Consider the following 16,706-nt stretch of genomic DNA (forward strand, 5'->3'; position numbering starts at 1 on the left):
TCGGGCAATGCCGTGCTCGCCGACATCCACGAGACGCTGCAGTCGCGCCTCAAGCGCATCCGCTTCCTCGGCAACCAGGAGCCCACAAAGTGGAATGAGGCCGTCGCCGAGCACGAGGAAATGATCGCCGCACTCTCGCAGCGCCAGCCAGACCGCCTCGCCGAAGTCCTCGCACGACACATGCACAACAGCTGGGAACGCGTCAAAAACACCCTCCCGTGAGGGAGCGGCGCCCCCGCGGCCCGCTCTGCCTCGGCGCAGGGCGCATCCGCCGGACGGCTTTCGTTCTTCTGCGTCGCCGTGCCGTCCTGAGTCGACAGCAAGAGCCGTCCCTTCACGCCTGGACACACCCCTCCCACCGCTGCCCAGACCTTTCCGACGCTCGGCCGGGCCTGACGAGCACCGCGCCCGTGCGTGCATTGTCCTCAGCCTTTTACATTCTGCATGCAGAATGCTTGATGGTGCATTTTTGCGGTGTTAGCGTCGCGAAAAGTCCGATGGGCCAGTGGCGGAAGACCTCCGGCCTGCACGGGAAGCGCATTCATCCGCGGCGTGCTGCCGTTCCTCGCTGCCGAGACGGCGATCCTCTTCCTGCTGACGGTCTTCCCGCAGCTCGTGACCGTGCCGGCGCGCTGGCTCTACTGAAGGAGCGCGCCGGCCTCAGTGGAGGTTCTCGGTATAGATGAACTTGGGCATGCTCCAGCCGTAGCGCAGGGCGAGCAGCCGCAGCGCCAGGCCCGCGAGCATCGCGATCCCCATGGCGAGAGCGTGCGGCACGCCGGCATGCTGGCAGCCGATGTAGAGCGCCCCCGCCAGGATCGAGACCGTCGCATAGAGCTCGGCGCGGAACAGCAGCGGCACCTCGGTGCACAGGATGTCCCGCAGCACGCCGCCGACGCAACCCGAGATCATGCCTGAGGCAATGACGATGACGTAGGGCATGCCGAGCCCGCTGGCGATGTTGCAGCCGATGACGGTGAAGACCACCAGCCCGACGGCATCGAGGAAGAGGAAGAGCCGGCGCAGGTGGTACATGTAGCGGGCAAGGAAGACTGTGGCGAGCGCCGCGCCGGACGTGATGAGCAGATAGGAGGGATGCTCGATCCAGGTGAGCGGATGGCGCCCGAGCAGCACGTCCCTCACCGAGCCGCCGCCGAGGGCGGTGATGGACCCCAGCATCGCGACGCCCACCCAGTCCATCGACCGTCGGCCGGCGGCAAGGGCCGCCGTCATCGCTTCCGCGATAATGGCGACGATGTAGAGGACGTGCAGGATCTGCTCGGAAGGCATGGTCGGCGCGATCGGCTCCCTCGGCGGCGCGGGATTCTACGCGCCCAATCGCCAACAAAAGCTTTCGGGCCCCGGCACACGCCGGGGCCCGTCATTTCTCGCCGTGCCGGCAGGACGAGAGCCCACCGGCCCCGCAGGACGGTCAGCCGGCGGCCGACCGCTGTGCAGCCGCCTGGGCCGGCTCGTCGTCGAACGTCAGGGGACGGTCGCCGGCCTCGTCGCGGATGCGGGTCGGCAGGCCCATGTGGTTGAGGAGGTTGAGGAACGGCCGCGGCGGCAGCTCCTCTACGTTGGCCATGCCGCGGATGTCCCACGGGCCCTGCGCGATGAGGATCGCGGCCGCGACGGGCGGCACGCCCGCCGTGTAGGAGATCGCCTGGCTGCCAACCTCCTTGTAGGCCTCCTCGTGGTCCGAGATATTGTAGATGAACACCTCGCGCGGCTTGCCGTCCTTCTCGCCCTTCACGAGATCGCCGATGCAGGTCTTGCCGGTGTAGTTCGGCGCCAGCGACGACGGATCAGGCAGAACCGCCTTCACCACCTTGAGCGGCACGACCTCGAGCCCCTCCGCCGTGCGGATCGGCTGCTCGGACAGAAGCCCAAGGTTCTTCAGCACGGTGAAGACCGTGATGTACCGCTCGCTAAAGCCCATCCAGAAGCGGATGTGCGGCACGCCCAGGTTCTTGGACAGCGAGTGGATCTCGTCGTGGCCGGTCATGTAGGTCGTGCGCGTGCCGACCACCGGCAGGTCCCACTCCTTGCGGACCTCGAACATCTTGTTCGACGTCCACTGGTTGTTCTGCCACGACCACACCTGGCCCGTGAACTCGCGGAAGTTGATCTCGGGGTCGAAGTTGGTCGCGAAGTAGCGGCCGTGGTCGCCCGCATTGACGTCGATGATGTCGAGCGAGTCGATGCGATCGAAATATTCGTCACGCGCCAGGGCGGCGTACGCATTGACGACGCCCGGGTCGAAGCCGGCGCCGAGCACGGCCGTCACGCCGGCCTTCTCGCACTCCTCGCGCCGCTTCCACTCGTAGTTGCCGTACCACGGCGGCGTCTCGCAGATCTTGAGCGGATCCTCGTGGATCGCCGTGTCGATGTAGGCCGCACCCGTGCGGATGCACGCGGTGAGGACGGACATGTTGAGGAAGGCCTGGCCCACGTTGATGACGATCTGACTGTTCGTGGACCGGATGAGCTCGACCGTCTTGTCCACGTCGAGGGCGTTGAGCTGATGGGCGACGAGCTTGCCCGCCGTCTTCATGCTCTTCTTCTCGTGGACGGAGCGGACGATCGCCTCACACTTGGCGAGCGTCCGCGAAGCGATGTGAATGTCGCCGAGGATGTCGTTGTGCTGCGCGCATTTGTGGGCCACGACCTGGCCTACGCCACCGGCACCGATGATCAGAACGTTTCTCTTCATTTGGGCTGGGATCTCCTTTCGCTGTTCCGCATGAGCCTCAGGACAGGCTCGACTTGTAGTCTTCGAAGGAAAATTCGCGCACACACCGCAGGCTGCCGTCGAGCTCGCGCACGACGATGGACGGCATCTGGACGCCATTGAACCAGTTCTTCTTGACCATAGTGTAGCCGGCCGCATCGTTGATCGAGATGCGGTCGCCCGGCTTCAGCGGAGCCTCGAAGGAGAACTCGCCGAAGATGTCACCGGCCAGGCACGACTTGCCGCAGATCATGTAACGGTACGGGCCGGAGTCGGGACTGACCTTGGCACTCTGGCGGTAGATCAGCAGGTCGAGCATGTGCGCCTCGGTCGAGCTGTCGACGATGGCCAGATCCTTGCCGTTGTTGAGTGTGTCGAGCACGGTCACCTCGAGGGTGGTGCTCTTCGTCACTGCCGCCTCGCCCGGCTCGAGATAGACCTGCACGCCGTAGCGCTGCGAGAAGGCCTTCAGCCGCTCGCAGAAGGCATCGACCGGATAACCCTCGCCGGTGAAGTGGATGCCGCCGCCAAGGCTCACCCAGTCGACCCGGGAGAGCAAGGCGCCGAAGCGCTCCTCAATCTGGCCAAGCAGCCTGTCGAAGCGGCCGAAGTCGGCATTCTCACAGTTGTTGTGGATCATGAAGCCGTCGAGCCGGTCGACGACTGCCGCGACCTTCTCGGGGTTCCATTCACCGAGCCGGCTGAACGGGCGGGCAGGATCGGCAAGGTCGAAATCCGACGAGCTGACGCCGGGGTTGAGCCGCAGCCCGCGCGAGAGCGTGTCGGCCCGGCCGGCGAAACGCTCGAACTGGCTGATGGAATTGAAGATGATCTTGTCGGCGTAGGACACCACCTCGTCGATCTCGTGGTCGGCATAGGCGACGCTGTAGGCGTGCGTCTCGCCGCCGAACGTCTCGCGCCCGAGCCGGACCTCGAAGAGCGAGGATGAGGTCGTGCCGTCCATGTACTCGCGCATCAGGTCGAAGACGGACCAGGTGGCGAAGCACTTGAGCGCCAGCAGCACCTTTGCGCCCGATTGCTCGCGCACGCGCTGGATCACGCGCAGGTTCTTCAGGAGCGCGCTCTTGTCGATGAGGTAATAGGGCGTCTGCAGCTTCAAGGTCTCTGGCCCGTCGGGTTTGGTGGTTGATGCGTCGCGGCTCGGCAGCCGCTGCCTGAAATGCCGTTCTGCGCACGAGCACGCGATGGCCACGGGCCAACAGCGCCGCCGTGCGCGACGAGAAAAGTGATCGGGAAGCGGCTAGGCCCGGCCGGTTGCGCAACCTGTCGCCGGGAAAAGCGCCTTTGCGGCCGCCATGGCCGCATCAGGACTGATGCCCCGATCCGTGGCGCATAGCGCCGTCGCGCGTGCCCCTATGGCCCGCGCCCCAAAAGGTTCTTCCGTTTGGGTGGCATTCAGTCCGACTGAGCCCATCCCCAATTGGAAGAGGGCGTCGTGAGACATGGCGTCCTCCCCAACCAGCAGATGAAACCTGCAAAAGGTGAATGGGGCTTATCGCATCGAGGCCCGCAATGCAACAGAGGCAACCGCCCGAACGCATCGGATCGGTTGCCTCTGCAGCGCACTGCGGAGCGGCGCGTCGAGCGCCGCGAGATCCGGCTCAGCCCGGCAGGCTGTAGTTGACCGGCACCCAGTCGTAGCCCCTCTCGTCGCGTCGCACGTGGCCAAGCCCGGGAAAGCGGATGTGCGCGCCGCCGACGAGATAGCGCTCGTCCGCCGCCTCAGCAAAGGCGAGCGCCCGCGTGGCCGCTGCCGCCTCGGAATCCTCATCGAAGGCGATGCCGATGCCGGGTTCGTCGAACTGGATGACGTCGCCATGGGTGATGTCCCCCCACAGCACCAGCTTCTCCCCGCGGCTATCGACAACAACGGCGCTGTGCCCGGGCGTGTGGCCCGGGCGCAGGACCGTGCGGAAACCCGGCACCGGCTCGGCATCGTCGTCGAACGGCATCAGGCGGCCTGCCTCGCGGTAGGGCGCGAGCGAGGCGATCGCGTTCACGAATGACTCCTTCTTGCCCGCCGGCGCCGCGTCCCGGTTTGCCGGATTCAGCCAGTAGTCGACATCGCGGCGGTTGGCGTGAACCGTGGCCTTGGGGAAGACCGGCTCCCCGCCCGCGACGAGGCCGCCCGAATGGTCCGCATGGATGTGGGTGAGGATGATGTCGTCCACCTGCTCGGGCGAATAGCCCGAAGCCTTCAGCGCCGCGGGCAGCCGCCCCAAGGACGGGCCGAGCAGGGAGCCCGTGCCCGCATCGATGAGGACGAGCCGCTCCCCGGTATTGAGGAGAAAGGCGTTGACCGAAAGCTCCACGGGCGAGCGCAGGAACGCGGCGCCGAGCGCCTCCTCCACGTGCTCGGGAGTGGTGTTGTTGTAAAGATCGGCAAGCGGCACCGGCAGGACGCCGTCGAGCAAAGCAGTGAGTTCGTAGTCGCCGAGCTTCATGCGATGGAAGCCCGGCGCGGGAAAGCCCGCCATCGGCGCGGCAGCGAGCGCCGGCCTGGCCACGGCCGCCGCCGCAGCGGCGGGAACTAGCGACAGAAAGCTGCGTCTATCCATGATACCGTCCGATGATCCGCTGTTGCTCTCGCGGCGCATTGCGCCGCCGCAGAAATCTGGCTACGGCTGATCCAGCAAACAAATCGATACGGATCATGAGCTCCATCGATCATTTCGATTTGCGCTCCTTCGATCTCAACCTGCTCGTCGCGTTCGACGCACTGATGCAGGAGCGGACGGTGACGCGCGCCGCGGCCCGGCTGAAGATCGGCCAGCCCGCCATGAGCCACAGCCTGGCGACGCTGCGCCTGCTGATGCAGGATGAGCTCTTCGTGCGCGTGGGGCAGACGATGCAGCCGACGGCGCGGGCGCTGGCGATCGCGCCGCGCGTGCGCCATGCACTCGAGGAGATGCAGCACGCCATCCGCGCCGAGGACAGGTTCGATCCGGCGACGCACCGGCGCACCTTCCGCATCGGCTTCTCGAGCGAGATGGAGCTGCTGCTGCTTCCCGACCTGGTCGCGCTCACGCGGCACGCGGCGCCGGGCATCCGGCTGCTCGGGCGCGCCACGGACAAGAAGGACGTGTACGCGCTGCTCGACGACGGCACCATCGACGTCGCCGTCGGCTGCTACGAGGCCGGCGCGCAGCGCCACCGTCAGCGGCATCTCTTCGAGCCCGAGCTGATGTGCTGCTTCAACGCCGACCTGCTGCCTCTCGCAACGCCCATCGGCCTCGATGCCTACCACGCCGCCGAACACGCGCTCGTCAGCCTCGGCCAGTCGTTGCAGGGTTGCCTCGACGAGGCGCTGACCCGCATCGGGGTGTCGCTCAACGTGGTGATGGCCGGATCCGAATTCCTCACCATCCTGGCTGCCGTTGCCGAGGCGCCGCTTGTCGCCACCCTGCCCGCGCGCATGCTGCGCCGCTTTGCACCCCGCTTCGGCCTCACCACGAGCCCGCTGCCGCTCGCCCTGGACCTGCCGCCCGTCTCCATGGTCTGGTCCGCGCGCAGCGACCGCGACGCAGCCGCCGCCTGGCTGCGGGACAGCATCGTGGCCGTGCTCGGCCCGGGAAACGAGCGGTCACCGGCGGCAAGACCGCAGACCGCGCGCGCCAGCTGATCTCCAGGGGGCAGAGCCGCGACGCGCCTTCCCTCTCCCCTCCCCCACCCTCGCTGCAATGGCGCCCTGCCAACCGGAAGAACCGAAGGTTCTTCGAGCGTAATCGCGTGCCCTCATCCCGCTGCTGCCCATGAATTCGGCACGCGTGCAGTACGAGCTGCCCAAACCGTCATCGGAATGTTATGAATGGAAGCTATCCGGACCTGGCTTGCAGGCAGCGCCACTCGGCGATGCACAGCTGTGCAAAGGGGGCTCGATGACACCGGCGCCGTTTCTCGAAGTGAAGAAGGCGAGTGTCGCCTATGGCGCAACCACGGTGCTGGAGGGCATCGATCTCGCCATCGCCAAGGGAGAGTTCGTTGCCCTGCTCGGCTCCTCCGGCTGCGGCAAGACCACCCTGCTGAGAACCATCGCCGGCTTCGTGAAACCCGTGGCAGGAACCATCTCTGTTGCGGGGCGCGACGTGACGCGGCTGCCGCCGGACAAGCGGGGCATGGCCCTCGTCTTCCAGTCCTACGCCCTGTGGCCGCACATGACCGTGGCACAGAACATCGGCTACGGCCTCAAGCTGCGCCGCCAGCCGGCCGATGCGATCGCCCGGCGCGTCGCCGAGATGGAGGCGCTGCTCGGCCTCACCGGCCTGTCCCGGCGCAAGCCGGCGCAGCTCTCCGGCGGCCAGCGCCAGCGCGTCGCCCTCGGCCGGGCACTCGCCATTGATCCCGAAATCCTGCTCTTGGACGAACCCCTGTCGAACCTCGACGCCCGCATCCGCCTGTCCGTACGGCACGAGATCCGCGCCCTGCAGCGTCGTCTTGGCATCACTGCCGTCCACGTCACGCACGACCGCGAGGAGGCCATGGTGATGGCCGACCGCATCGTCATCCTTGACGGCGGGCGCATCGCCCAGGCGGGCACGCCGGAGGAGGTCTACAACCGCCCCGTCTCGTCCTTCGTCGCTGCCTTCATGGGTGCGGAGAACTGCGTCAGCCTCGCCGGCCGCGTGACGGGAGGGCACTTCGCCATCGCCGCCGGCCCGACGAACGCACCCTGCACCGTACCCCTCGCGGGGCGGCCACTGGTGGACGGGCCCGTCGTCGCCCGCTTCCGCGCCGAGGCGGCCACGCTCGTGCCGGCGGACGACGCCTCGGCGAAGCCGGAGGGCACCCTGGTGCTCTCAGGGCGTGTCGAGAGCGCGAGCTATCCCGGAGGCCACTGGCGCCACGCCGTCGTCGTCGGCCCCGACACCGTGCTGGTCGATGCGCCCGCGGCCTTCGCCCCCAATACGGCCGTGAAGGTGTGTGTGCCCCCGCAGGCGCTCTTCCTGTTCAGCCCGGCCGGCGCCGAGACGGCCAAGGCCGGGCCCTCTGCGTACAAGAGCAACAAGGCCAGCGAACTGGCCGGAGCCTGACATCGGGCCGAGCCCGACCATAACGGAGACCGAGCGATGAAAACGTTGTTGAATGCGGTTCTCGTCCTCGGCTTCGCGGCTTCCCCGGCCGCGGCAGCCGAGCTCACGGTCGTCACCGCCGGCGACCAGAACATGGTCGAGTATGTCAGCGAGTATCTCGGACCGCTGTTCGAGAAGGAGAACCCCGGCACGAAGGTGCGTGTGGTCGGCACCGGGCCCGGCGATGCCGGCTCCCAGAAGATCCTCGAGCGCTTCGAGGCCCAGCACAAGGCCGGCAGCGAGAAGTGGGACGTCGATGTTGCCGTGGTGCACGAGAAGTTCGTCGGCCCCATGGTGCAAGGCGGCTATCTCGCCGCCTATCGTGACAAGATCCCGACGGGCAAGCTCGTCACGCGCAGCAATGCGGACATGGCACTCGGCACCAAGGTGAGCGGCTACGTCATGCCCATGTTCAACAGCCAGACGGCGCTCGCCTACAATCCGGCCCTCGTGCCCAATCCGCCGAAGAGCTATGCCGAGCTTGCCGAATGGGCCAAGGAGAACCCCAAGCAGTTCGGCTACAACGGCATCAAGGGCGGCGCCTCAGGCGTCAGCTTCGTCATGGGCTGGATCTACGCCTTCGGCGAGGGCGATGCCGAGAAGCTGCAGAACGGCCCCTTCGAGGAGGCCGAGACCAAGAAGTGGGACAAGGCCCTCGCGAGCCTCAAGCACTTCACCTCCAACGCGACACTGACGCCCGGCAACGCCGGCACGCTCGACCTCCTGAGCCGCGGAGAGATCGCGATCGGCCCGGTGTGGGTCGACATGTTCTACTCCTGGCAGGCCGACGGACGGCTGCCGCCGGACCTCAAGCTCGTGCTGCCCGCGCCCGGCATGCCCGGCCAGCCGATGCACTATGTGATCCCTGCCAAGAGCCCGAACCAGGAGCTGGCGGAGAAGTTCGTCGCCCTGGCAACGAGCCCGAAGGTGCAGGCCGAGGGCATCGTCAAGCGCTTCAACTGGTATCCCGGCATCGACGCCCAGCACGTCCAGGCCGAGCTCGACGAGGCGACCTGGAACAAGCTGTTCAAGGACATCACGCCGGAAGACCTCGCCAAGTACGGCAAGCCCTTCCCCATCGCGCCCTACAACAACGCGATCCTGGAAGCCTACGAGCGCCAGGTCACCAACTGACGTCACGAACTGACGAAGGCCTGCGGCATCCGGCGGCCCCGCCGGGCGCCGCCCCCTTCCCGGCGGGAAGGGCAACGTTCCCGACATCACGGACCCTCCCATGTCGAAACGCCTTCTCGGCCTCATCCTCGTCCTGCCGGCGCTCGCAACCATCACGCTGCTCTTTCTCGTGCCGCTCGCCGCCTCGATTATCGGGGCCTTCGAGATCGAGGGCAGCTACGGGCTCGGCAATTTCGACAAGGCCTTCGCGCTCTACAGCCAGGACATCCTGTTCACGGTCGTCATCGTCAGCCTGTCGACGGCGATCATCGGCCTCGTCGCCATCGCCATCGGCGGCTATCTGACGCTCGGCGAGAACACGCTTGCGGTCTCCATCCTGCGCTGGCTCTACCGCTGGCCGCTGTTCATCCCCTTCATCGTTGTCGGCCAGGTGCTGCGCACCTTCCTCGCCAAGAACGGCATGATGAACAACACGCTCGTCTCCCTTGGCGTCATCACGCCGCTCGAGGCGACGAGTTTCCTCGACTGGCGCGGCATCGTCATCGCCTTCGTCTGGAAACAGGCACCCTTCGTCGCCCTCCTCGTCTCCGGCGCCATGGCCTCGCTCGACCGCGGCACCATCGAGGCGGCGCGCAACCTCGGCGCCTCGCGCCTGCGCATCCTCGTGGAAATCGTCGTGCCGCAGGTGGCGACGACACTCATCGTCGGGCTCGTCCTGTCCTTCGTCACGATGATGTCGGTGCTGTCGGTGCCGCTGATGATCAACGCCCAGTCGCCGACCATGATCACCGCCGACATCGCTTTCCGCCTCAACGCATACCGCGACTACGGCGTCGCCAATGCGCTCGGCCTCATCTCCCTTCTCATCACGGCGAGCGTCGCCTGGATCTACCTGAAGCACAACGTGAGGAGCCAGGCATGACGAGCCTCGCGACGACGACGGCCACCGCCCGCCGCCTGCCGCGGATCGACCTTTGGTGGGTGCCGCGCGGGCTCGTCCTCGGCCTTCTCGCCTTCGCCATCTTCGGGCCGCTGACCAATCTGGTGCTGTGGACGGTGGCGGAGCGCTGGTACTTCCCGCACGCGCTGCCGCTCGAATACGGCTTCAGCTACTGGCAGCGCGTCTTCTCGCCGCGCGGCAACGCCATGGAGTCACTCGCCAACAGCGTCTTCGTCGCGAGCCTGACGGTGATCGTGGCGCTCGCGCTCGCCGTGCCGGCGGGCTATGCCCTGGCGCGCCTCAGACTGCCGCTGCGCAGTCTCATCCTCGTCGCCTTCCTCATTCCGCAGGCGTTCCCGAACCTGCCCGTCTACGTCAACATCGCCCGGCTGTTCTACGGCCTCGGCCTCAACGGCACGATCCCCGGCGTGGTCCTCGTCCACGTCACGCACGGGCTCGTCTATGCGGTGTGGATCGCCACCGCCGCCTTCTCGGCAATCGACCGGGAGCTGGAGGAGGCCGCCCGCTCCATCGGCGCGAGCGCGCTGCGCACCTTCCGCGATGTCACGCTGCCGCTCGCCGCGCCGGGGCTCATGGCGAGTGCCATCTTCGTCTTCCTCGAGTCGCTCGACGAATTCACAGGCTCGTTCTTCGTCGGCGCGCCGGATGTCAACCTGCTGCCGCTTCTGCTCTATACGGCAGGTGCCGGCGGCAACTACCAGATCGCGTCGATCACGGCGCTGCTGCTGCTCGTGCCCTCCATCGGCTTCATGCTGGTGGTGGAACGTTTCCTCAAGGCGGACGTGCTGTCGCGCGTCGGCCACTGACGCAGGGGCTGCATGACCGTGGACGACCTACCCCGCCCGCTCCGCCTCGCTGGCAGACCGCGCTTCGTCAGTGCGCAGGATGTGGCGCGACGCGCCGGCGTGTCGCGCTCCGCCGTCTCGCGCGCCTTCACGCCCGGCGCCAGCATCGCCCCCCAGACGCGCGAGAAGGTGATGCAGGCAGCGGCCGAGCTCGGCTACCAGGTCAACGACCTCGCGCGCGGGCTGCTGGCCAACCGCAGCCGCCTCGTCGGCATCGTGGCGACGAGGCCCGAGGTCGGCTTCCGCGCCGATCTCACCGCGGCGCTTGCCAAGGCGCTCATCCGGCGCGGCAGCGTGCCGCTGCTCATCAACACGGGCGAGACGGCGGAGGAACTCGCCGCCGCCCAGCAGGCGCTGTTCGGCCATCGCGCCGAGGCGACCATCGTCCTCTCCGGCTCGCCGCCCTCGTCCTTCGTCGATCTCGCCCGGCGCAATGGCCAGCCGCTCGTCGTTATCGGCCGCTCCGAGCCGGAGACCGACCATGTGATGGTAGACAACATCGCCGCCGCGCGCCTCGCTGCCCGGCTGTTCACGGCGCGCGGTTTCACGCGCCTCGGCCTCGCCGGCTCGAGCCTGGCGACGCCGAGCATCCTCGAGCGCGAACAGGCGTTCTGCGACGAGGCCGTGCGCCTTGGCGCCTTCGTCGCCGTCGAGCGCGGAGCCGACACCACCTATGCCAGCGGGCTCGCCGCCGGTCGCGCCCTGCTCGGCCGGCAGCCCCGGCCGCAGGCGGTCTTCTGCGTCAACGACCTCGTTGCCCTCGGCGTCATGGATGCGGCGCGGACCGATTTCGCCCTCGCCGTGCCAGACGACATCGCGGTGGTCGGCTTTGACGACGTGCCCCAGGCGGGCTGGCTCGCCTATCGCCTGACCACCTTCCGCCAGAATCCGGAACTGATGGCGGCACGGGCCGTCGCCGTGCTCGATGCACGCCAGGCGAACCCCGCCGGGCCGCTTATCAGCGAACGCATCGAGGCCCGGCTCGTGGTGCGCGAGAGCTTCATCCCGGAGCCGTGAAGGGACCTCTTGAAGGCTGCCTAACCCCGCCTAGATCAAGGATGCCGGTTGCCGACAGGGGCCGGCGGACCGCGGGGTCCGCTCCGCAGCGCCCGCTTGACCATGCTGCTTATGGAAGGGCATGGGCACCGGGCGACGTTCGACCGCTCTCCTCCGGCCCTTGCCGCCCTGCGCCGGCGCTCCGCTTCGGAGCGGCTTCATCCGAACGAAGGAGGAGACCCATGACCTTTCGCGATCTCATTCCCTGGGGCCGCAGCCACGAGACGGCGCCCGTGGCCTATCGTGACCGCGATCCCTTCCTCGCCCTCCACCGCGAGGTGAACCGGCTGTTCGACGATGTCTTCCGCAGCTTCGACAGGCCCTTCCGCGACGGGCACCTTGCCGCCTTCTCCGACGCCTGGCCGAGCATCGAGGTCAGCGACGACGACAAGGAGATCCGCGTCGTGGCAGAGCTGCCCGGCCTCGAGGAACGTGACGTCGAGGTGCTCCTCGACAACGGGGTCCTGACGCTGCGCGGCGAGAAGAAGGCCGAGGTCGAAGACAGGGACCGCCGGTTCTCGGAGCGCTTCTACGGCCGCTTCGAGCGGCGCATCCGGCTCGACGATGAGATCGACGAGGACAATGTGAGCGCGAGCTTCCGCAACGGCGTGCTCACGGTGCGGCTGCCGAAAACCGAGAAGGCCCGCAGCAAGGCGCGGCGCATCGCCATCGCCAGCGCCTGACCGGCGCCGCTTGCCCTAGCCGCCGCTCGCCGCGAGGATCCGCCGGGCGCGGGCGACGAGCGGGGCATCGATCATCGCCCCGTCGAGCCTGACGGCCGCGCCCGTCCGCGTCGCGGCAATGACGCGCCTTGCCCAGACGATGTCGGCCTCGCTCGGACGGAAGGCCGCCTGAATGGGTGCGACCTGCCGGGGATGGATGGCGAGCTTGCCGCCGAAGCCGAGCGCTGCCGCCCGGCGCGCGTCGGCGGCGGCACTCTCCTCGTCGAGCGCCGTGGTGACGCCGTCGACCGGCGCCGGCAGGCCCACGAGACGCGAGCGCAGCACCAGCTCGCTGCGCGCCATGAGCAACGCCTCCCACGTGTGCTCGCAGCCGAGGTCGAGCGCAAGATCGAGCGAGCCGAAGGCCGCCGCCGTCACGCCGGGCGCGGCAAGGACCGAGGACAGCTGCGCCAGCCCCCGCGCTGTCTCGATGAGCGGCACGATGGCCCGCGCCTCGCCGAGGGCGCGCAGGGCTGCAATGTCGGCCGCCTCCTCCGCCTTGGGCAGCACGACGCCGTGGGCAGCCGAGGCGGCGACGGCCGCAAGGTCATCCTCGAACCAGCCACTCGCGCGGCTGTTGATGCGCACCAGCACCGGGCAGGCATCGACGGGCAGGTGTCCGAGGTTGGCGCGCGCGCCCGCCTTGGCGTCCGGCGCCACAGCATCCTCGAGATCGACGATGATCGCCCCTGCGCCGCTCGCCGCCGCCTTGGCGAAGCGTTCCGGCCTGTCAGCCGGCACGAAGAGTGGTGAGAGAAGCGAAAGCTCGGCCATCGTCGCTCCACGGGCGCACGGCCGCGGCGCGGGCCGCGGCCGGCAGGCTCACATTTCCATCTTCATCGGCTCGGGGAAGTAGCGGAAGCCGTCCCCGTCCTTCGCCACGTGGCCAACGCCCGGCCAGGCGAAGTGATAGGCGAGGACGGGAATGCGGTTCTCCGCCAGCATGGTCAGCATCTTCACCCGCGTCTGCGCCGCCTGTTTCGGGTCAGTGTCATAGGCGAATTCCGTCAACGGCTTCTTCATGAGCAGCACGGGGTGGTGCGTGAGGTCGCCGATGTAGCACATCTGCTTGCCCCCCGAGCTGATCATGAAGATCGTGTGGCCGACGGTGTGGCCGGGGGCGGAAATCGCCTGGATGCCAGGCAGGAACTCTTCCCCGTCCTTGAAGAAGACGAGACGGTCGCGGTTGGGCAGCAGGTTCTTCTTCGCCGTCTCGAGAAAGACGGTGAAATCCTTCGGCACCTTGGTGTCGTCCGTCCAGAAGTCGAAGTCCGCCTGGCTGATGTAGTACTGCGCGTTGGGGAAGTGGCGCGTACCGTCGTCCGCCATGCAGCCGCCGCAGTGGTCGACATGGGCATGGCTCAGCACCACGGCGTCGATGTCCTTCGGGTCGATGCCGGCCTGCTTCATGGAATTGAGCAGCTTGCCTGTCGACGGGCCGAAAAGCTTGAGGCTGCCCATGCCGGTGTCGAAGAGGATCAGACGGTCGCCCGTGTTGAGGATGAGCGCGTTCTGCTCGAGCACCGCATCCGTCAGCGGCAGGAAGTGGTCGGTGAGCTGCTGGTCCATCTCCTCCGGCGTCAGGCCGAGAAAGTTGGTGTGCGGGTTGCCGAGCGGCAGCGTGCCGTCAGAGACCACCGTCGCTTCCGCGTCCCCAAACTTGAAGCGGTAGTAGTAGGGTGCCGGCTGGCCGATCATCGGCGCCTTGGCGAGGAGGCTGGCCGGATGCATCAGGGCGAGCGCGCCGCCTGCGGCGGCTCCCCCGATGAGCTGGCGACGCGACAGACTGAAGTCGAGACCCTTCATCGAACCTCCCTCCAACTTGCTGTTGCGCATCCGCTTGAAAACGCCCCCGGGCGCGGATGCCCGGCCCGGCACCCCCAGCCCCTTTTCCCTCAGACGCAGCGGCCGCCGTCCACCTCCAGCACGACGCCCGTGATGAACTCCGCTTCGTCAGATGCGAGAAAAAGGCAGGCGTTGGCGATGTCGCGCGGCGTCGACAGCCGCCCGAGCGGGATGGTGGCGAGGAACTTCGCGCGGTTCTCCGGCGTGTCCGGCGCACCCATGAAGGCTTCGAGAAGCCCGGTGGCGCCCAGGACAGGGGCGATGCAGTTGACGCGGATCCGGTCCGGCGCGAGCTCGACTGCCATGGAGCGGGACAGGAGGTTCACCGCACCCTTGGTGGAGTTGTACCAGGTTAGGCCCGGCCGCGGCCGGATGCCGGCCGTGGAACCGATGTTGATGATGGTGCCGCCGCCGGCCTTGCGCATCAGCGGCACCACGGCTCGCGTCATGTGGAAGATCGACTTGACGTTGATGTCGTAGACGCGGTCGAATTCCTCCTCCGTCACCTCCAGCATCGGCTTGTTGCGGTGCGTCCAGCCGGCATTGTTGACGACGATGTCGATGCGTCCGCCGCCGAGTTCGGTCGTCGCCGCCACGGCCTTCTCGATGTCGGCCGCCTTCGTCACGTCACCGGCGACGGCACGGGCGGCAGGGCCGATGGAGTCGGCCATCTTCTGCGCGCCCTCGCCGTTGAGGTCCATGATGACGACCCTGGCGCCCTCTCGGGCGAAGGTCGCGGCGATCTCGGCGCCGAACCCCGAGGCGCCGCCCGTGACCAGTGCCGACTTGTCCTTGAGCCGCATGGTGCGTTTCCTTCCCGTTGGTCTCAGTTGTGCTTGAAGACGATGGTGCGCAGCGTCGAGAAGTCGTGCAGCGCCTCGAAGCCCTTCTCCCGGCCGTGGCCCGACTTTCTCATGCCGCCGAAGGGCAGCTCGATGCCCCCGCCCGCGCCATAGGCGTTGACGTAGACCTGGCCGGCGCGGATGGAGCGGGCGACGCGCGTCGCCCGGCTGGCGTTCTGCGTCCAGACGCCGGCGATGAGGCCGTAGTCCGTGCCGTTGGCGAGCGCGATGGCGTCAGCCTCGTCGTCGAAGGGAATGACGGCCATGACCGGGCCGAACACCTCCTCGCGTGCCAGCGGGGTGGACCGCGGCACAGGGCCGAAGAGCTTCGGCGTGACGAAATAGCCCTCGGCCGGCGTGCCCTCGGCGATCTGCCCCTCGGCGAGGAGGTCGATGCCGTCCGCACCGGCCCCGTTGCAGAACTGCTCGACCCGCGCCTTCTGGCGGGCACTGATAATCGGTCCGAGGTCGAGGTCCATCTCCGGCGTGCCGGCGCGCAGAGCGTTGAAGCGCTCCACCACAGCGGCGACAACGCGGTCATAGGCCTGGCGCTCGACGAGCAGGCGCGAGCCCGCCGAGCAGGTCTGGCCGGCATTCTGCACGATGCCGTTGACGAGCGCCGGCAGCGCCGCCTCGAGATCCACGTCGGCAAAGACAATCTGGGGCGACTTGCCGCCGAGCTCGAGGGTGCAGCCGATGTGGTTGCGCGCCGCGGCGGTCTGGATGAGGACGCCCACCTCCGGGCTGCCGGTAAACGAAATGAAATCGATGCCCGGATGCTCAGAGAGTGCGCGTCCCGCAACGCCACCGAGGCCCGGCACAACGTTGATCGCCCCTTCGGGGAAGCCGACCTCCGCCGCCATCTCGGCGACGCGCAGGGGCGTGAGGCACGCCTCTTCCGCCGGCTTGATAACCGTCGCATTGCCGACAGCGAGCGCCGGAGCCAGCGTGCGGCCAAACATCTGGGCCGGATAGTTCCAGGGGATGATGTGGCCGGTCACACCATGCGGGATGCGTTCCGTGGCGACGAAATAGCCCTGGAGAAAGGGGATCGTCTCGCCATGGAGTTTGTCAGCCGCGCCGCCGTAGAACTCGAAGTAGCGCGCAAGCGCCGCGATGTCGGCGCGCGCCTGCTTCATCGGCTTGCCGGTGTCGCGCGCCTCGAGGCGGGCAAGATCCTCTGCAGCCGCGAGCACAGCATCAGCGAGGCGGATGAGGAGCCGTCCGCGCTCGGCCGCGGTGAGGCGCCCCCAGGCGCCCGTTTCATAGGCCCGGCGCGCGGCCTTCACGGCCTTGTCGACATCCGCCGCGTTGCCCGCGGCGATCTGAGCGAAGGGCCGGCCCTCGGCGGGCGCGATGACATCGATGGTGCCGCCACTCTCGCTTGGCTGCCACTGATTGTCGATGAAGATGCCCTTGGCGGGTTGGAGGCGGGCGGCTTCGCGTTTCTTGGCGGTGGCGGAAACACTCATGGCAC

The 16,706-nt window shown here is 67.8% G+C and carries 16 protein-coding genes; 8 read left to right on the forward strand and 8 right to left on the reverse strand.

Features of this window, described 5'->3' with window-relative positions:
• The coding region (locus HNQ73_RS11280) for an FCD domain-containing protein (RefSeq protein WP_183334980.1) at positions 1-222 on the forward strand (222 nt) is incomplete at its 5' end.
• Between the two features lie 438 nt (positions 223-660).
• Here the strand turns inward: HNQ73_RS11280 and HNQ73_RS11285 are convergent.
• The 4 genes from HNQ73_RS11285 to HNQ73_RS11300 all read right to left on the reverse strand — a co-directional run bounded on the left by HNQ73_RS11285 (position 661) and on the right by HNQ73_RS11300 (position 5,313).
• Positions 661-1,290 (reverse strand): trimeric intracellular cation channel family protein, encoded by a 630-nt coding sequence (locus HNQ73_RS11285; protein ID WP_183334981.1) that lies wholly within the window; start codon positions 1,288-1,290, stop codon positions 661-663.
• Between the two features lie 142 nt (positions 1,291-1,432).
• Positions 1,433-2,716 (reverse strand): saccharopine dehydrogenase family protein, encoded by a 1,284-nt coding sequence (locus tag HNQ73_RS11290; RefSeq protein ID WP_183334982.1) that lies wholly within the window; start codon positions 2,714-2,716, stop codon positions 1,433-1,435.
• A gap of 37 nt (positions 2,717-2,753) precedes the next feature.
• Complete coding sequence (gene nspC, locus HNQ73_RS11295) at positions 2,754-3,854, reverse strand: carboxynorspermidine decarboxylase (protein WP_183334983.1); 1,101 nt, start codon at positions 3,852-3,854, stop codon at positions 2,754-2,756.
• A gap of 502 nt (positions 3,855-4,356) precedes the next feature.
• Positions 4,357-5,313 (reverse strand): MBL fold metallo-hydrolase, encoded by a 957-nt coding sequence (locus tag HNQ73_RS11300; protein WP_183334984.1) that lies wholly within the window; start codon positions 5,311-5,313, stop codon positions 4,357-4,359.
• 95 nt (positions 5,314-5,408) lie between these two features.
• Between HNQ73_RS11300 and HNQ73_RS11305 the strand changes: the two genes are divergently transcribed.
• The 7 genes from HNQ73_RS11305 to HNQ73_RS11335 all read left to right on the forward strand — a co-directional run bounded on the left by HNQ73_RS11305 (position 5,409) and on the right by HNQ73_RS11335 (position 12,503).
• The gene (locus tag HNQ73_RS11305; protein WP_183334985.1) at positions 5,409-6,377 is read left to right on the forward strand and encodes a LysR substrate-binding domain-containing protein; all 969 of its coding nucleotides are present in this window, start codon (positions 5,409-5,411) and stop codon (positions 6,375-6,377) included.
• Positions 6,378-6,633: 256 nt separating this feature from the next.
• Complete coding sequence (locus tag HNQ73_RS11310; protein WP_183334986.1) at positions 6,634-7,785, forward strand: ABC transporter ATP-binding protein; 1,152 nt, start codon at positions 6,634-6,636, stop codon at positions 7,783-7,785.
• A 36-nt stretch (positions 7,786-7,821) separates the two neighbouring features.
• Positions 7,822-8,958 (forward strand): ABC transporter substrate-binding protein, encoded by a 1,137-nt coding sequence (locus HNQ73_RS11315; protein ID WP_183334987.1) that lies wholly within the window; start codon positions 7,822-7,824, stop codon positions 8,956-8,958.
• A 100-nt stretch (positions 8,959-9,058) separates the two neighbouring features.
• Positions 9,059-9,880, forward strand: coding sequence for an ABC transporter permease (locus HNQ73_RS11320; RefSeq protein ID WP_183334988.1), 822 nt, complete (start codon positions 9,059-9,061; stop codon positions 9,878-9,880).
• Positions 9,877-10,725, forward strand: coding sequence for an ABC transporter permease (locus HNQ73_RS11325; protein ID WP_183334989.1), 849 nt, complete (start codon positions 9,877-9,879; stop codon positions 10,723-10,725). Before HNQ73_RS11320 ends, HNQ73_RS11325 begins: the two co-directional genes overlap by 4 nt.
• Before the next feature lie 12 nt (positions 10,726-10,737).
• A complete protein-coding gene (locus tag HNQ73_RS11330) occupies positions 10,738-11,781 on the forward strand; it encodes a LacI family DNA-binding transcriptional regulator (RefSeq protein ID WP_183334990.1) in 1,044 nt (347 codons plus the stop codon).
• A 221-nt stretch (positions 11,782-12,002) separates the two neighbouring features.
• Positions 12,003-12,503, forward strand: a complete 501-nt coding sequence (locus HNQ73_RS11335; RefSeq protein WP_183334991.1) for an Hsp20/alpha crystallin family protein — start codon at positions 12,003-12,005, stop codon at positions 12,501-12,503.
• A 15-nt stretch (positions 12,504-12,518) separates the two neighbouring features.
• On the opposite strand, the gene HNQ73_RS11340 is transcribed toward HNQ73_RS11335, so the two are convergent.
• From HNQ73_RS11340 to HNQ73_RS11355, 4 genes are all read right to left on the reverse strand, one after another.
• On the reverse strand, positions 12,519-13,316 hold the full coding sequence (locus HNQ73_RS11340) for an HpcH/HpaI aldolase/citrate lyase family protein (RefSeq protein WP_183334992.1): 798 nt from the start codon (positions 13,314-13,316) through the stop codon (positions 12,519-12,521).
• Between the two features lie 48 nt (positions 13,317-13,364).
• On the reverse strand, positions 13,365-14,348 hold the full coding sequence (locus HNQ73_RS11345; protein ID WP_183334993.1) for an MBL fold metallo-hydrolase: 984 nt from the start codon (positions 14,346-14,348) through the stop codon (positions 13,365-13,367).
• A gap of 89 nt (positions 14,349-14,437) precedes the next feature.
• Positions 14,438-15,190, reverse strand: a complete 753-nt coding sequence (locus HNQ73_RS11350) for an SDR family oxidoreductase (protein WP_183334994.1) — start codon at positions 15,188-15,190, stop codon at positions 14,438-14,440.
• Between the two features lie 23 nt (positions 15,191-15,213).
• Positions 15,214-16,701 (reverse strand): aldehyde dehydrogenase family protein, encoded by a 1,488-nt coding sequence (locus HNQ73_RS11355; RefSeq protein WP_183334995.1) that lies wholly within the window; start codon positions 16,699-16,701, stop codon positions 15,214-15,216.
• Positions 16,702-16,706 lie beyond the last annotated feature (5 nt).

Origin of the sequence: Chelatococcus composti, from assembly GCF_014201415.1 — a bacterium.
GTDB classification, from domain to species: domain Bacteria; phylum Pseudomonadota; class Alphaproteobacteria; order Rhizobiales; family Beijerinckiaceae; genus Chelatococcus_A; species Chelatococcus_A composti.

What these genes read in the sequence shown, in the direction of transcription:
- HNQ73_RS11300 (WP_183334984.1), bottom strand. Translation starts at nt 5,313, where the DNA reads ATGGATAGACGCAGCTTTCTGTCGCTAGTTCCCGCCGCTGCGGCGGCG.
- HNQ73_RS11330 (WP_183334990.1), top strand. Translation starts at nt 10,738, where the DNA reads ATGACCGTGGACGACCTACCCCGCCCGCTCCGCCTCGCTGGCAGACCG.
- HNQ73_RS11285 (WP_183334981.1), bottom strand. Translation starts at nt 1,290, where the DNA reads ATGCCTTCCGAGCAGATCCTGCACGTCCTCTACATCGTCGCCATTATC.
- HNQ73_RS11350 (WP_183334994.1), bottom strand. Translation starts at nt 15,190, where the DNA reads ATGCGGCTCAAGGACAAGTCGGCACTGGTCACGGGCGGCGCCTCGGGG.
- HNQ73_RS11320 (WP_183334988.1), top strand. Translation starts at nt 9,059, where the DNA reads ATGTCGAAACGCCTTCTCGGCCTCATCCTCGTCCTGCCGGCGCTCGCA.
- HNQ73_RS11340 (WP_183334992.1), bottom strand. Translation starts at nt 13,316, where the DNA reads ATGGCCGAGCTTTCGCTTCTCTCACCACTCTTCGTGCCGGCTGACAGG.
- HNQ73_RS11315 (WP_183334987.1), top strand. Translation starts at nt 7,822, where the DNA reads ATGAAAACGTTGTTGAATGCGGTTCTCGTCCTCGGCTTCGCGGCTTCC.
- HNQ73_RS11305 (WP_183334985.1), top strand. Translation starts at nt 5,409, where the DNA reads ATGAGCTCCATCGATCATTTCGATTTGCGCTCCTTCGATCTCAACCTG.
- HNQ73_RS11355 (WP_183334995.1), bottom strand. Translation starts at nt 16,701, where the DNA reads ATGAGTGTTTCCGCCACCGCCAAGAAACGCGAAGCCGCCCGCCTCCAA.
- HNQ73_RS11335 (WP_183334991.1), top strand. Translation starts at nt 12,003, where the DNA reads ATGACCTTTCGCGATCTCATTCCCTGGGGCCGCAGCCACGAGACGGCG.
- HNQ73_RS11345 (WP_183334993.1), bottom strand. Translation starts at nt 14,348, where the DNA reads ATGAAGGGTCTCGACTTCAGTCTGTCGCGTCGCCAGCTCATCGGGGGA.
- HNQ73_RS11325 (WP_183334989.1), top strand. Translation starts at nt 9,877, where the DNA reads ATGACGAGCCTCGCGACGACGACGGCCACCGCCCGCCGCCTGCCGCGG.
- HNQ73_RS11310 (WP_183334986.1), top strand. Translation starts at nt 6,634, where the DNA reads ATGACACCGGCGCCGTTTCTCGAAGTGAAGAAGGCGAGTGTCGCCTAT.
- HNQ73_RS11290 (WP_183334982.1), bottom strand. Translation starts at nt 2,716, where the DNA reads ATGAAGAGAAACGTTCTGATCATCGGTGCCGGTGGCGTAGGCCAGGTC.